This is a genomic window from Prochlorococcus sp. MIT 1327 (assembly GCF_047304785.1).
In the GTDB taxonomy this organism is placed as follows: domain Bacteria; phylum Cyanobacteriota; class Cyanobacteriia; order PCC-6307; family Cyanobiaceae; genus Prochlorococcus; species Prochlorococcus marinus_D.
In genome coordinates, this window is the sequence record NZ_CP138972.1 from 2,004,276 (window position 1) to 2,017,632 (window position 13,357).

Genomic DNA, 13,357 nt, shown 5'->3' on the forward strand with positions numbered 1-13,357 from the left:
AGCAAGGAGCCTATATCGAGCGACTCCAGTCTGCGAACTTCAGTCCCCCTGAAGCTTCAACAAGAGAGCACCACCTGCGAGACCAACTGGGATCAACACCCAGAAGACGGCAGCAATCCCGAAAATCTCCGAAGCCATGAATGGGCATGTGAATCACGCACACCATTTAACGCCCTTCCTGACACATCTCGTGGCAAATCCGCAAAAGCTCGGTCACTGTCGCATCGGTTCGCAATTGTCCTGCCATCACGGCACTGCCGCAAGCCTCATGGCCAGCAAAACGTAAATCCCTGACCAATGCCAAAACAGACGGCGGGCCAGATAAAGCCAGACGCTTGGCCAGTTCAGCTGTGGACCAGCAATAGACCGGCAAGCCGATATCAGACTGCAAGCGATGCAACAGCCGCAATGTGGCGGATGCGATCGGAACGATCGACTGTTCTGCTAACACCAACAAATCGGCCAACACAACTGGCGACTGAAGGGGGCCCAGCCAAAGGGGACCGCTCACCGCCCAACGGCCACCTCCTTGAGAACACATACACCCTGACCACCCCTTTAGGGAGATCAGTGGTTGAGCAAGCTGAGCACCACAAGCCTCACAGCGAGCTAAAAGCCCAAGCTGGCTCTCCTCACCGGCAGCAAGTCGACGCTTGATCCTTACCGCAACACGAAAAGTACGACCTTCACTAAAGCTGACCAGGGGCTCCAAACCACGCCCTAGCAGCCAGGCATGTCGTGCAAGAACCCCAAGCTGCAGCCTCAAAGCGATCTCCCAGCTGGCTGGATGCACCCGAGCCGCAGCAGCCAAACTGCGAATTGCCCCTGGCCGGTCATGACCTGTGGGAGAGCGACCATCACTGCTTGCAAGCAGCAACAACCCCTCAGAAGCGAGAACCTGCAACACAGGTTGCAGAAACGCATTCGGACAACCAAAACAATCGAGATCAATCAGATCAAAACGACACTGATCGAGGTAGGCACGGCTCAGCAGGACCTCTGCGGGCTGATGAAAAAGCTTTAGCGAGATTTGCTCTTGGCGCAGAGGGGCCAGATTCCTCTCCAAAAGAGAAGCTCGCTCAAGATCGGCATCATTCACCCACAGCTCTGGCAGCTGCTCTACTCCTGACGCCAACAATGAGGGCTTAACAGCCTCCAACCCCCAGCGCAAAGCACGAATACCGCAACCAGCCATAAGGTCCAACCAGTGCAAAGCAGGCGAAAACTTCTCTCTTCTCTGCTGCTGAAAAGCAGCCAATAAAACCGAAAGATCACGGGAAGGACGAGACTCTGGGCGGAAGAAACCACCTCCTGGCTCCAAAACGACTGAGCCTTCGCGATAGTGGGTGGTGGGTTGGTTCAAGCCGCTTTGTTTGCAACTGACTTCCAGACTGCCGAGCGGGCCATTCAAGAGACAGGTGCTGACTGGGGCGAATCCCATGATTGGTATTGGCAAGGCCTACGTTGTCACTGGCGTGTACTGGGAGCAGAGGATGCACGTCCACTCGTGCTCATCCACGGATTCGGTGCCAGCAGCGCTCATTGGCGACACAATGCTTCACCCCTAAAAGCGTCAGGATTCCGCGTCTACAGCCTTGATCTGATCGGTTTTGGAGCTTCAGCCCAACCAGGACTGAAGCAATTTCGACGCCTCGACAATCGACTGTGGGGCAAACAATTAGCAGCCTTTCTTGAGCAAATTGTCCAGGCCAGCCCCTCTCAACAAGCAGTACTAATAGGCAATTCTCTAGGAGCACTAACGGCTCTCACCACAGCCGCATTCCGCCCAGACCTTGTTGGAGCTGTGGTAGCAGCTCCATTACCGGATCCTGCATTGGTTGAACCATTGAGCTTCCGCCCCACACGCTGGTGGCGCCGGTTGAAGCACAAGTTGATCGCAATCATCTTCCGCCTCTTGCCTCTTGAACTGATTGTTCCTCTCATCGCACGAACGCCACTCCTTAAAGCAGCTCTTCAAATGGGCTACCACCACTCCATCCAGTTAGACCATGAGCTACTACACCTGATTGCCCAACCTGCAAGGCGACCCTCGGCAGCTCGCGCCCTACGAGCGATGTGCGTTGGCATGACACTGCGGCCAGTTGGCTGCACAGCTCCTCGCTTACTAAAACGCCTTGCTAGCAGGCCCGATCGCCCCCCCATATTGCTTCTCTGGGGACGAGAGGACCGTTTTGTGCCATTAAAAATTGGCCATCGACTGCAGCATCAATACCCATGGATCACTCTTTCAGTGCTTGATGAAACGGGCCATTGCCCCCATGACGAATCCACTCAGGCTTTTGATCAAGCCTTGTTCAGCTGGCTGAACCTTAATTTAGGGAATGATCAACAACGGGCATGAAGCACACCCTTTCAGTGCTAGTCGAAGACGAATCCGGAGCTCTAAGCCGGATCGCAGGACTTTTTGCACGCCGTGGTTTCAACATCGACAGCCTTGCGGTGGGCCCAGCCGAAACTCCTGGACAATCTCGACTCACGATGGTTGTAGAGGGAGACGATCATGCCCTCCAACAGATGAGCAAACAGCTCGACAAACTCGTCAATGTCCTGCAGGTGCTTGATCTAACCAGGCAACCTGCAGTCGAACGAGAACTCATGCTGCTCAAAGTTTCCGCACCCGCTCACCAGCGCAGCTCCATTTTCGATCTCGTTCAGGTCTTCCGAGCGAAAGTGGTTGATGTGGCCGATGACGCACTTACCCTTGAGGTGGTGGGTGACCCAGGCAAGCTGGTGGCGCTCGAAAGCTTGCTAACCCCCTACGGGATCATCGAAATCGCCCGTACCGGCAAGGTCGCTCTGGTAAGGGCCTCAGGGGTCAACACCGAACTCTTAAAGGTCTCTCCGAGCGGCAGCCGAATACCGGCCTAAGGCCTAAGTGTTTGGCAATGCATTAAGGGTTTTTATTTCGCCATTACCAGGCTGGCTTTAAAAATACGATCACCCTGCTGAATCGCATCCACCACCTCCAACCCCTTGATCACCCTGCCGAAAACGGCATAACGGCCATCAAGTTCGGGTAAAGGGCGCAAAGCAATGTAAAACTGAGCACTGGCTGAATCCGGCGCCGGAGAACGAGCCATCGCCAGGGCCCCTTTCTTATGAGTCAATTGCAATTGCAGCAACTCTCTGGGGTTTGTGATCAGCTTTCCATAGCGAGGCTGGTCATCTGTTTTCAACTTCACTTCAAAGGGAATGAAGCGGGCCTGAGCACTGGCGGGGTCGATGAAACTACCCTTCCCGTAATGGGTCTTGAGCGTTTTAGGGTCCTTTGAAGCAGGATCACCGCCCTGAATAACAAAGGAAACGGGCTCTTTCACGACCCGATGAAAAACAGTTCCGTTATAGACACCACGTTTAACAAGATCGACAAAATTACCTGCGGTAACAGGAGCAGCATCACCATCCACCTCAAGGGTGATTGCGCCTCGATTCGTACTCATCAGCACATTTGCTTTGCCCTGCAAGCAGGGGCTAGTCAGCGAGGAACAAACCGCCTTGATCGATGCCGTAGTGGACTTGCTACAGCCAACCAATAAGGGCACACAAAGCAGAATTCCCCAGATGTCTTGACGCCGAATCAAACGCGCAAGGGATGAGAGCAACACAATTCAGAGCCCTTCAAGATTCACGTCAAGAAAACGCGCTAGCTCAGCACCATCCTGTTCTAACTGTGCGAGGGGGAGAGGCTGACCGACGCGGGTAAGAGTGATGTCTCGCCGACCTTGAACCCGCAAGGACAAGCGGCGAAGAGGATTGAAACCATCACGTACCTCAACCTTGACGGCTTTGACATCCTTGAGGGGGAACTCCGCGCTGATCAGCTTGAAATATCCGCGACGGCAAATTTTCACCATCCCGGAAGCCTTGTCAAAGTTGTTGCTACCTGCACCCAAATTGATGTTGATCATCACCCAGAGGTAACTCGCAAGCAGCAAACCTGCGATGCCATAGAGACCCATCACCAAGCCCTGAGGCACGAATAGGAGAGTCGAAGGACTGCCGATGGGAAGAAGATCTCGCCCCAAATAACTAGACAGACAAGTCAGTGTGAAGCCAAGGCCACCGATTGTGACTATGACGGCCAAGAGCTGATTGGAGAGACGTCGAAAACCGAGAACCGATTGCTCAAGCCGCTCTAGAGAAGCATCTCCGGCCTTAGGGGTTTCCTGGAGATCAGCTGACATGACTACCCAATATGAATCTCCATTCTGGACTGCTACAGCCCACAACGGGCAGATTTGAAGCAAGCCAAAGGAGCAACACCACTACAAGGGGTTTCAGCTCAAGGCAACTCACTCCCAAAGGCCCCTTGGGGATTGTTAAAGTCTTTGGGTATCCCACAGCTTGCGGCAGAACCGCACCGTTTTTTTTTCCCATGACGATCGCTGTAGGACGCGCGCCTCAGCGGGGATGGTTTGACGTCCTCGATGATTGGCTCAAGCGCGACCGCTTCGTTTTTGTTGGCTGGTCTGGCCTCCTCTTGTTCCCTACGGCCTACTTGGCCCTAGGAGGCTGGTTTACCGGCACCACCTTCGTTACCTCCTGGTACACCCACGGCATTGCAAGTTCCTATCTGGAAGGCTGCAATTTCCTTAGCGCCGCTGTAAGCACCCCCGCAGATGCGATGGGTCATAGCTTGCTGCTGCTATGGGGCCCTGAAGCTCAGGGTGATTTCGTGCGCTGGTGTCAGCTTGGTGGCCTCTGGACCTTCGTAGCCCTTCACGGCTCCTTCGCTCTGATCGGCTTCATGCTGAGACAGTTCGAGATTGCCCGTTTGGTTGGCATCCGCCCCTACAACGCACTTGCCTTCTCAGGCCCAGTCGTTGTCTTCTTGGCGTGTTTCCTCATTTACCCCCTAGGACAACACAGCTGGTTCTTTGCTCCCTCGTTTGGGGTTGCAGCAATCTTCCGCTTCATTCTCTTCTTGCAGGGCTTCCATAACTGGACTCTGAATCCCTTCCACATGATGGGAGTAGCAGGAATCCTCGGTGGTGCCTTGCTCTGTGGCATCCATGGCGCAACGGTGCAGAACACCTTGTTCGAGGATGGCGCTATGTCAAACACCTTTAAAGGGTTTGATCCCACCCAGGAAGAAGAGACCTATTCAATGGTGACCGCCAATCGTTTCTGGAGCCAGATTTTCGGAATCGCCTTCTCCAACAAACGCTGGCTGCACTTCTTCATGCTGTTCGTGCCTGTCATGGGCATGTGGACGCCTTCGGTTGGCATCGTTGGCTTAGCAGTCAACCTGCGTGCCTACGACTTCGTGTCGCAGGAAGTACGCGCCGCTGAAGACCCCGAATTCGAGACCTTCTACACCAAGAACGTTCTTCTTAACGAAGGTATCCGAGCCTGGATGTCCGTTGCGGACCAACCTCACGAAAACTTTGTATTCCCTGAAGAGGTAATGCCACGTGGAAACGCCCTTTAAATCTGGTTCCATACTGCAGAATGCCGGGGGATACAGCCTTGAATCCACCGGTTACGCATGGTGGGCAGGTAATGCCCGGTTCATCAACCTTTCTGGACGCCTCCTTGGCGCCCACGTTGCCCATGCAGGTCTGATGACTTTCTGGGCAGGAGCCATGCTCCTGTTCGAAGTCAGTCACTTCACCTTCGACAAGCCAATTTTCGAGCAAGGCCTGATCTTGATGCCACATGTGGCAGCGCTTGGTTATGGCGTTGGTACAGGTGGCGAAATCGTAGACATCTATCCGTACTTCCATTGCGGGGTGATGCACTTAATCATCTCTGCTGTGTTCGGCTTAGGTGGGGTCTATCACGCCTTGGTCGGCCCTGAAAAACTTCAGGATTACAGCTCTCCATTTTTCAGGCTTGATTGGAAAGACAAGAATCAGATGACCAACATTCTTGGTTACAACCTGATTTTTCTTGGCTGGGGAGCTCTGGCTCTGATTCTCAAGGCCTGCTTCTTTGGCGGTATCTATGACACCTGGGCTCCAGGTGGTGGCGACGTGAGATTAATCACCAGCCCCACACTTGATCCAGGCGTGATCTTTGGATACGTGTTCAGTTCTCCCTGGGGAGGTACCGGTTGGATCACTGGTGTCAACTCAATGGAAGACCTCATTGGCGGCCACATTTACGTTGCTGCTCTTCTATTCGTTGGCGGCCATTTTCACATTGCCACCAAGCCATGGGGATGGGTTCGTAGAGCCTTCATCTGGAACGGAGAGGCCTACCTCAGCTACGCCCTTGCTGGCCTGAGCTGTTGTGGTTTCATTGCCACGGCCTACATATGGTTCAACGTCACCGCCTACCCATCAGAGTTCTACGGTCCATCGAACGCCGAAGCCTCTCAAGCCCAGAGCTTCACCTTCCTAGTTCGTGACCAACGCCTTGGAGCAAATATTGGTACTGCCATGGGGCCAACAGGCCTTGGTAAGTACCTGATGCGTTCTCCTACTGGTGAAATCATCTTTGGTGGAGAAACGATGCGCTTCTGGGACTTCCGTGGTCCTTGGTTAGAACCACTGCGTGGACCTAACGGCCTGAGCCTTGACAAGCTTCAGAACGATGTTCAGCCATGGCAAGTTCGCCGTGCTGCTGAATACATGACCCACGCCCCCAACGCCTCCATCAATTCAGTAGGTGGAATCATCACCGAGCCCAACTCGGTTAACTTCGTGAACCTTCGCCAGTGGTTAGCTGGTCATGCGTTCTTCCTAGCTTGGTTCACCATCGTGGGCCACTGGTTCCACGCTGGTCGCGCCAGGGCTGTTGCAGCCGGGTTTGAAAAAGGCATCGATCGTAAGACCGAACCAGCCTTGTCAATGCCTGATCTCGACTGATTCTCAACATCAAGCATCGATCTTGTTAATCGGGAAAACCTTCAACCCTCGCCATTGCGGCGAGGGTTTTTTTTCATGAAGCCAAAGGACATCAAAAACAACAGAGCAACAATCACATGCTCAATAGAACCTGAAGAGCAACAACTTGCCTCAAAAAACCGTAGCAATGATCAACCTTAACAATTGAAAAATCAGCGCCAAGCTTTCAACAACTCACTATCAGTTAATCCAACTTATTCATTAATAACTAGCAACCAGCGCCGCAACAGGGGCAAACTCAAGCCAATCACATTGCTAAAACAACCCTCAAGGCGCTCCACCATCAAGCCACCCTGACCCTCAAGAGCAAAGCCACCCGCGCATAACAATGGTTCACCAGTAGCCACATAAGCCTCGATCTCAGAATCACTCAAGGCAGCAAACAGCACACGTGTCGTTACTGTTTCGCTGAGGCGCTCACCATTAACACTGAGCAAGCAGTGACCGGTATGCAAAAGCCCCCACGCCCCAGCCATTCGCTGCCAACGGCTACTGGCTTCCACCGCCGTGGCTGGCTTGCCAAACACTGTGCCATCAAACTCCAACACTGAATCGCAGCCAAGCACCGGCAAAGCAGCCTCAATTTGTTGATGCACCACCCCAGCCTTCGCCTCCGCTAACTGCTGGACAAGCCGCACTGGATCAAAATGGTGGATAGTCTCTTCATCCACCCCACTCACCATCACTTGATGGGGGATCAAGGCCTGTTGAAGCAGTCGACGGCGGGCTGGAGAAGCTGAGGCAAGCATCAACACAATGAATTACAGCAGCGAGAACAAGTTCTTAGGCTGCCATTAATGGTCGACCTTGCCTCCGTTGCCATGACAAGCGAGCTGGAATTGCTTGACATGCGCAGTAAAAAACGTGCTGCCCAAGCCATGCGTTGTCTACGGTTTGACACCAGGTTTTATACCGATGCCCAAACAACAGGGCTCAATGCTGAGCACGTTTGGCAGCAAGCCCGGCAATACTGCTTGCCTGGATGCAGCTGGTTTCAGCGAGCTGATGCTGTTGAAGCCGCTTTTCGCTGGTTGATTACCGTTGGTGTATTGCGCCGTGAAGTTGATGGGCAGGGGTTGACAGCGAAAATCCGTCTAACCCCCTTGGGCCGCCAGTTACTTGAACAGTCACCAGGGTTACCAACACAACGAGCTGGGATTTTCGAACGACTGCAACACAATCTGCGTCGACTTTGGCCCAGACAATGAGCACCGATGGGATGTCGACCCCCTTGATGGTGTTAGGCACATCCAGTGGAGCTGGTAAATCATTAATGTCTGCCGCTCTCTGCAGGCTGCTGCTTCGGCGAGGCGAAACTCCCATACCCTTCAAAGGGCAAAACATGAGCAACAACGCCTGGGTTGACGAGAGTGGCGGAGAGATGGCCTATTCACAAGCCCTGCAAGCTTGGGCGGCAGGACTCAAGCCTCAATGCGCCATGAACCCTGTGCTGCTCAAACCCCAGGGAGACAGCACCAGTGAAGTCATCCATCTGGGTCAAAGCGTTGGCACGGCGCGTGCCGAGACCTACTACGAGCAATGGTTCCGTCCTGGATGGAGCGTCATCCGTGAGGCGCTAAAAGACCTTCAGTGCTCTTACACCCATGGCCGGCTTGTCTTGGAAGGTGCAGGCAGCCCAGTGGAAGTCAACCTGCAACGGCGAGACCTCACCAACCTGCGATTGGCTCAGTTCCTGCGAGCCCGCTGTTTGCTCGTTGCCGATATCGAACGCGGTGGTGTTTTTGCCCAGATCATGGGAACCCTGTCTTTACTTAAGCCGGTAGAAAAGCAATTGATACGCGGGCTACTCATCAATCGTTTCCGTGGCCGACGCGAACTTTTTGATGAAGGGCGCGATTGGCTAGAAGCCGAAACCGGTATTCCCGTCATCGGTGTAATGCCATGGCTGGAAGAGCTCTTCCCGCCAGAAGACTCCCTTGATCTACTGGAGAGAAGAGGCAAAAAAAATGATGCCGAGGTCGAAATCGCTGTCTTGAAATTGCCATCCCTAAGTAATTTTTCCGATCTCGATCCATTAGAAGCAGAACCCACAGTTCAGCTGCGATGGGTGGAACCCGGCACATTCCTCGGGACTCCAGATGCTGTCATCATTCCCGGCAGCAAGCAGACACTGCGCGATCTAAATTCGCTAAACCGCAGTGGTTTAGGGCGTCAGTTGCAAACCTACGCCCAAAGCGGTGGGCATGTGTTTGGCATCTGTGGCGGCATGCAAATGCTTGGGCGAACTCTGGCAGATCCACTAGGTCTGGAAGGCGTCACAACAACAGACCCATCAAGCAGCTTGGCAGGACTCAATCTGCTGCCTCTAGATACCGTTTTCAAACGCAATAAGGCTCTAAAACAATGCCAAAGGATCACCCAGTGGCCAGACAATGCCAAGGTGAAGGGGTTTGAATTACACCATGGCAATAGCCAACTCATTCAAGGGAGCCATGAGTCTGTCCTACCTATGGCTGACGATCCCTCACTGGGTTGGGTCAGTAAAAATGAGAGCTGCGGCCAAGTCGCGGGAACTTACCTGCACGGGATTTTCGAGAATGGTCGCTGGCGAAGGCTGTGGCTCAATCTGATACGTAAGCAAAAGGGCTTAGCAGACTTGCCGACCGATATACCCCACCATGAGCAACAAAGAGAACAACTACTCAATCGTCTCACCGATGTTTTCGAAGAACATGTCAACATCAACCCACTGCTGAGAACATGACGATCTCTAAGATTGAGATTCAATGGCCCAATGGCACAAGCTCCCTTACAGAACCAGGGCTTGATTGGCTCCAGGTTGCTCGAGACGCAGGGATCATCATTCCCACAGGTTGCTTACAAGGGAGCTGTGGTGCTTGTGAGATTGAAGTGAATGGAGAAGTGGTGCGAGCCTGCATCGCCATCGTTCCTAGAGCGAAGTCATGCCAACTCAAGGTGGAGTTCGCCGATGATCCTTTCTGGTGATCTATCGCAGAGCTATCAATCCTTTTTAAACAACATTTGCCTTACAGCTTTTGCAGGAACCAACGGGGGGTTAGCACTGATGACTTTCTCCGCTGAGAAACAAATGCAGCGACTAATAGCCGGCGAGCAGCAATTAATGCCTGCTCTACTGATTATTTCTGATGCAAGCCAATTCCTACTCATGCTTTTTTGCCTAGAGACAGCCTGGATTGGTGGCCACTTTGAAGGAAATTCTCTCTAGTTGTGACATCCGCATTGCCTACATCGACTCCTGTCATGTCTAGGCATCCAAGCTTGCTGGTATGGCGACGTTGTAGAAGGCAGCCCCTCAAGCCTGCTTAAGTCACCTCTTGTCGGATTGAATCCTTGGCAAACACTTTTACAAGGGCATGGAGCAGCTGCTCTACTTTTGAGCCTGCTAATCAGCAAGCTTCGCTGTCGATAGCTTCACCTTCCTCAAGCATCTCTTGATGACTCTGATGCCATGAAAGATCAACAGCTCGCTAAAATGATTGCAACAAATAAAAGAACGTGCTTCCTGGAGTAGACGCCTCAGCGCATGTGGTTAATTGCTTTAGGGCAAAATATACCAACATCAGTCTCGACAACTTTGCACATTTATGGGTCACCAAACCAGCTGAGAAGCTTGCAAATCGATACCTTCAGGAGGTAGGTAAATCCGAAGATATTGCTCACTGCCTCAGGCATCGATTCTTTCTAGAAAGGCTTCGAGAGTTCCACATTCAAGCAACAAGTGGAGTGTTTATCAATATTGGCGCCGGGTTCACCAATTACCCCTATCTAATCAACACTCCCATAGCATCCTGCGAAGTAGACAAGCCCAACCTGATCAAGTCAAAGCAGCAAAGAATACAGAAGCTTCAATCCTCTCAGCGGCTCTCAGAGAGAGACATTCTATTCCTGCGTACAACAGACCTCAATAAGAGCAGCGAAAACAAAAAACTATTCGACTCATTAAGCCAATGGATAGGATCACGCCAATCATTTATCCTCATGGAAGGGCTTTTATACTGGCTTTCGCAAGACTCAGTCAATTCACTTTTTAAACATCTACAGCAAACACAAGCAGCCGGAAGTCTTCTCGCACTGAATGCATTCAAACCAAGCGAAACTTCTAAGGCAATATTTCAAAGGCTAAGGAAATTCAGCGAGAAAGGCTACGGGATAGGAAACTTTTCCCCCAATACACTCAGCGAAACATTCCACGAGAATCTCTTAGGCTACAAATTGATCGATCAAGCAAATTACATCAACCTCTCAAAGCAACTTGACGAAGTCAAAGAGCTTGTCGACAAAGACTCAGTCCTAGAAGAGGATTGCTACTTGTTACGTAAGATATAGAGTGAAGCAGGAAAACAGATAATCAGTTTTAAATGTAACAAGCAGGCAGGAAAAAAGTGAAGGGTTTAACCCTCAAACTCACGGCGCGGGGAACTAACACCAGCTGGTTGCACACCCTTCATGTAAGCGAGCATCGTATCAGCATCAGAGACCTCAAACGGGTCACCATCAGCATTATCACTAAAGCCAGGTTCAACAAACATCTTTTCAATATTACAATCATTCACCAGCATCGAATAGCGCCAGGAACGCAAACCAAAACCTAGGTTGGATTTCTCAACAAGCATGCCCATTTTACGAGTGAACTCTCCATTTCCATCAGGGAGCATAAAGATATTCTTGGTACCCAAATGTTTACTCCACTGGAACATTACAAAAGCATCATTCACTGAAAGACAGACAATCTGATCAACACCTTGGGCAACAAGTTCTGCATGCAACTCCTCATAACGTGGCAAATGATTGGATGAGCACGTAGGTGTAAAAGCTCCTGGCAGGGCTAACAACACCACCTTGCGCCCCTTAAAGATTTCAGCACTAGTCAGGTCTTGCCAGCGGAATGGATTAGACCCGGGCACAGATTCATCGCGCACGCGAGTCTTGAAGGTGACATCTGGAACGCTTTGAAGGGAAGGCATTGAAAGGCTGATGTTGATGCAAACAAAATCTCATACACCTCATCTGATCTTGTCAAATGATCAAATTGTTGAAACCTATCGCCGACGGCGTGAATCGATCTGCAGCAGATCCCTCACACGCCGAACCTGGCTAGCCAACTGAGGATCACTGGACAACCTTTTCTCCACTTGCTCGATGGCATACATCACTGTGGTGTGGTCCTTTCCCCCAAAAGTTTCACCGATACGAGGCAAGCTCAAATCCGTGCCCTGACGCATCAGATACATGCCCACCTGCCGAGCGTGGCTAACGGCCCGCCTACGACTACTGCTACGCATGTCTTGAGGAGTCACGTCAAAAACCTCAGAGACCTTATCAATCACTTGTTGTGGGGTAACGTCCACCCCTTGACCATTAGGGTCAAGCATTGGTGCCACCGATTCAACTGTCATAGGCAGCCCCGTGATCGAAGCGAAGGCAACTGCCCTGGTAAGAGCCCCCTCAAGTTCACGGATATTGGATGTGAAGCGACCAGCGATGTACTGAATTAAATCGCGAGGCAGCATCATGCGTTCCTGTTCCGCCTTCTTCTGCAAAATTGCCATGCGAGTCTCAAGGTCAGGCGACTGAATATCAGCGATCAAGCCCATAGAGAATCGAGAGATTAGGCGTTCTTGAAGCTTTGGAATCTGACTTGGAGGTCTATCACTAGCGATCACAATCTGCCTACCAGCTTCATGGAGAGCATTAAAGGTATGAAAGAACTCTTCCTGGGTGTATTCCTTGCCTTCAATAAACTGAATATCATCAACCAAAATCAAATCAGTAGCCCGATATCGATCTCGGAAAGCTTGCATCCCATCCTTCCGAATAGCTTGAATTAAGTCATTCGTGAAGGTCTCTGTAGAAACATAAGCCACCTTTGCTTCGGGATTGATCTCAAGCCTGTAGTGACCAATGGCCTGCATCAGATGAGTCTTGCCCAGGCCAACACCGCCGCAAATGAATAAAGGGTTGAACTCTCGCCCAGGAGCTTCAGCAACGGCTAGCGCAGCAGCATGGGCCATGCGACTGTTCGGCCCCACGACGAACCGATTGAAGACATAGCGCAGGTTCAGGCCTGGAAGAATCCGCCGCGGACCACTAGAAGGGGCTGCAGAGGCAGTGGTTGCTTCTGCAGCAGGCAAAGGTACGGTCGCCGATGCCATTGGTGGCAAAACCCTCTCAGCAGAGTCTTCCTCCTGCGCCTGAACAGACACCCTGACTGGCTGGCCGTAAATCTTCGCCGCAGCCTCCTCGATTGTCTGAACGTAATTCTTGCGAAGCCAGTTACTGGCAAAGCTATTTGGAGCAATCAGAGTCAACTCCCCGTCCCGAAAACCACTGCAAATGGCAGGACGAATCCATGTCTCAAACGTAGGTTTGCTGAGATTGTGCTGAAGGGCCTGCTGCACCTTGGACCACAGCTCATTGCCCGTTAGCACCACATCCTTTCCCCTGCGATGGCTGAATCTACGCAACTTCTATCGAGCAAGCCG

General features: G+C 51.9%; 17 protein-coding genes. 9 read left to right on the top strand and 8 right to left on the bottom strand.

Going from position 1 to position 13,357, the window contains the following annotated elements; translation table 11 throughout:
- Window positions 1-39: 39 nt before the first annotated feature.
- Window positions 40-138 carry a cytochrome b6-f complex subunit PetM gene (petM, locus tag SIB80_RS09960; RefSeq protein WP_011130544.1) on the bottom strand — a complete coding sequence of 33 codons (99 nt, stop codon included), beginning with the start codon at window positions 136-138 and terminating at the stop codon, window positions 40-42.
- Between the two features lie 28 nt (window positions 139-166).
- Window positions 167-1,441 (bottom strand): N2,N2-dimethylguanosine tRNA methyltransferase, encoded by a 1,275-nt coding sequence (locus SIB80_RS09965; RefSeq protein WP_063420018.1) that lies wholly within the window; start codon window positions 1,439-1,441, stop codon window positions 167-169.
- On the opposite strand from SIB80_RS09965, the gene SIB80_RS09970 reads away from it, so the two are divergent.
- Window positions 1,355-2,362: an alpha/beta fold hydrolase gene (locus SIB80_RS09970; RefSeq protein ID WP_169189895.1), complete on the top strand. Its 1,008-nt coding sequence runs from the start codon at window positions 1,355-1,357 to the stop codon at window positions 2,360-2,362. The genes SIB80_RS09965 and SIB80_RS09970 overlap by 87 nt on opposite strands.
- The gene (ilvN, locus tag SIB80_RS09975) at window positions 2,359-2,889 is read left to right on the top strand and encodes an acetolactate synthase small subunit (protein ID WP_063419866.1); all 531 of its coding nucleotides are present in this window, start codon (window positions 2,359-2,361) and stop codon (window positions 2,887-2,889) included. Before SIB80_RS09970 ends, ilvN begins: the two co-directional genes overlap by 4 nt.
- A gap of 32 nt (window positions 2,890-2,921) precedes the next feature.
- Here ilvN and SIB80_RS09980 read toward each other — a convergent pair whose 3' ends face one another.
- The 3 genes from SIB80_RS09980 to SIB80_RS09990 are packed head-to-tail and all read right to left on the bottom strand — an operon-like array spanning window position 2,922 to window position 4,398.
- Window positions 2,922-3,626 carry a peptidylprolyl isomerase gene (locus tag SIB80_RS09980; RefSeq protein ID WP_063419865.1) on the bottom strand — a complete coding sequence of 235 codons (705 nt, stop codon included), beginning with the start codon at window positions 3,624-3,626 and terminating at the stop codon, window positions 2,922-2,924.
- Window positions 3,627-3,629: 3 nt separating this feature from the next.
- Window positions 3,630-4,205, bottom strand: coding sequence for a photosystem I assembly protein Ycf4 (locus tag SIB80_RS09985; RefSeq protein ID WP_063419864.1), 576 nt, complete (start codon window positions 4,203-4,205; stop codon window positions 3,630-3,632).
- Window positions 4,195-4,398 carry a hypothetical protein gene (locus SIB80_RS09990; RefSeq protein WP_063397392.1) on the bottom strand — a complete coding sequence of 68 codons (204 nt, stop codon included), beginning with the start codon at window positions 4,396-4,398 and terminating at the stop codon, window positions 4,195-4,197. Before SIB80_RS09990 ends, SIB80_RS09985 begins: the two co-directional genes overlap by 11 nt.
- On the opposite strand from SIB80_RS09990, the gene psbD reads away from it, so the two are divergent.
- Window positions 4,397-5,452 (top strand): photosystem II D2 protein (photosystem q(a) protein), encoded by a 1,056-nt coding sequence (gene psbD, locus SIB80_RS09995; RefSeq protein WP_041374731.1) that lies wholly within the window; start codon window positions 4,397-4,399, stop codon window positions 5,450-5,452. The genes SIB80_RS09990 and psbD overlap by 2 nt on opposite strands.
- On the top strand, window positions 5,436-6,833 hold the full coding sequence (gene psbC / locus SIB80_RS10000) for a photosystem II reaction center protein CP43 (RefSeq protein WP_063419863.1): 1,398 nt from the start codon (window positions 5,436-5,438) through the stop codon (window positions 6,831-6,833). The genes psbD and psbC overlap by 17 nt, the downstream gene beginning before the upstream one ends.
- A 233-nt stretch (window positions 6,834-7,066) precedes the next feature.
- Here the strand turns inward: psbC and SIB80_RS10005 are convergent, their stop codons facing one another.
- Window positions 7,067-7,627, bottom strand: a complete 561-nt coding sequence (locus SIB80_RS10005; protein ID WP_063419862.1) for a nucleoside triphosphate pyrophosphatase — start codon at window positions 7,625-7,627, stop codon at window positions 7,067-7,069.
- Between the two features lie 42 nt (window positions 7,628-7,669).
- Here SIB80_RS10005 and SIB80_RS10010 point away from each other — a divergent pair, with 42 nt between their 5' ends.
- From SIB80_RS10010 to SIB80_RS10030, 5 genes are all read left to right on the top strand, one after another.
- Complete coding sequence (locus SIB80_RS10010; protein WP_169189894.1) at window positions 7,670-8,080, top strand: Npun_F0494 family protein; 411 nt, start codon at window positions 7,670-7,672, stop codon at window positions 8,078-8,080.
- A gap of 11 nt (window positions 8,081-8,091) precedes the next feature.
- Complete coding sequence (locus SIB80_RS10015) at window positions 8,092-9,597, top strand: cobyric acid synthase (protein WP_063420016.1); 1,506 nt, start codon at window positions 8,092-8,094, stop codon at window positions 9,595-9,597.
- A complete protein-coding gene (locus SIB80_RS10020; RefSeq protein ID WP_011825497.1) occupies window positions 9,594-9,839 on the top strand; it encodes a 2Fe-2S iron-sulfur cluster-binding protein in 246 nt (81 codons plus the stop codon). Before SIB80_RS10015 ends, SIB80_RS10020 begins: the two co-directional genes overlap by 4 nt.
- On the top strand, window positions 9,823-10,080 hold the full coding sequence (locus SIB80_RS10025; RefSeq protein WP_063419861.1) for a hypothetical protein: 258 nt from the start codon (window positions 9,823-9,825) through the stop codon (window positions 10,078-10,080). The genes SIB80_RS10020 and SIB80_RS10025 overlap by 17 nt, the downstream gene beginning before the upstream one ends.
- A gap of 320 nt (window positions 10,081-10,400) precedes the next feature.
- Window positions 10,401-11,201, top strand: a complete 801-nt coding sequence (locus SIB80_RS10030) for a class I SAM-dependent methyltransferase (RefSeq protein WP_236066044.1) — start codon at window positions 10,401-10,403, stop codon at window positions 11,199-11,201.
- Between the two features lie 65 nt (window positions 11,202-11,266).
- Here the strand turns inward: SIB80_RS10030 and SIB80_RS10035 are convergent, their stop codons facing one another.
- Both SIB80_RS10035 and dnaA read right to left on the bottom strand, forming a co-directional pair.
- On the bottom strand, window positions 11,267-11,839 hold the full coding sequence (locus SIB80_RS10035) for a peroxiredoxin (protein ID WP_063419859.1): 573 nt from the start codon (window positions 11,837-11,839) through the stop codon (window positions 11,267-11,269).
- 75 nt (window positions 11,840-11,914) lie between these two features.
- A complete protein-coding gene (gene dnaA, locus SIB80_RS10040; RefSeq protein ID WP_063419858.1) occupies window positions 11,915-13,306 on the bottom strand; it encodes a chromosomal replication initiator protein DnaA in 1,392 nt (463 codons plus the stop codon).
- Window positions 13,307-13,357 lie beyond the last annotated feature (51 nt).

Coding starts and splice junctions, on each gene's coding strand:
- petM (WP_011130544.1), bottom strand. CDS start 138: ATGGCTTCGGAGATTTTCGGGATTGCTGCCGTCTTCTGGGTGTTGATC.
- SIB80_RS09965 (WP_063420018.1), bottom strand. CDS start 1,441: ATGGGATTCGCCCCAGTCAGCACCTGTCTCTTGAATGGCCCGCTCGGC.
- ilvN (WP_063419866.1), top strand. CDS start 2,359: ATGAAGCACACCCTTTCAGTGCTAGTCGAAGACGAATCCGGAGCTCTA.
- SIB80_RS09985 (WP_063419864.1), bottom strand. CDS start 4,205: ATGTCAGCTGATCTCCAGGAAACCCCTAAGGCCGGAGATGCTTCTCTA.
- psbD (WP_041374731.1), top strand. CDS start 4,397: ATGACGATCGCTGTAGGACGCGCGCCTCAGCGGGGATGGTTTGACGTC.
- SIB80_RS09990 (WP_063397392.1), bottom strand. CDS start 4,398: ATGGGAAAAAAAAACGGTGCGGTTCTGCCGCAAGCTGTGGGATACCCA.
- SIB80_RS10010 (WP_169189894.1), top strand. CDS start 7,670: ATGGTCGACCTTGCCTCCGTTGCCATGACAAGCGAGCTGGAATTGCTT.
- SIB80_RS10015 (WP_063420016.1), top strand. CDS start 8,092: ATGTCGACCCCCTTGATGGTGTTAGGCACATCCAGTGGAGCTGGTAAA.
- SIB80_RS10020 (WP_011825497.1), top strand. CDS start 9,594: ATGACGATCTCTAAGATTGAGATTCAATGGCCCAATGGCACAAGCTCC.
- SIB80_RS10025 (WP_063419861.1), top strand. CDS start 9,823: ATGATCCTTTCTGGTGATCTATCGCAGAGCTATCAATCCTTTTTAAAC.
- SIB80_RS10035 (WP_063419859.1), bottom strand. CDS start 11,839: ATGCCTTCCCTTCAAAGCGTTCCAGATGTCACCTTCAAGACTCGCGTG.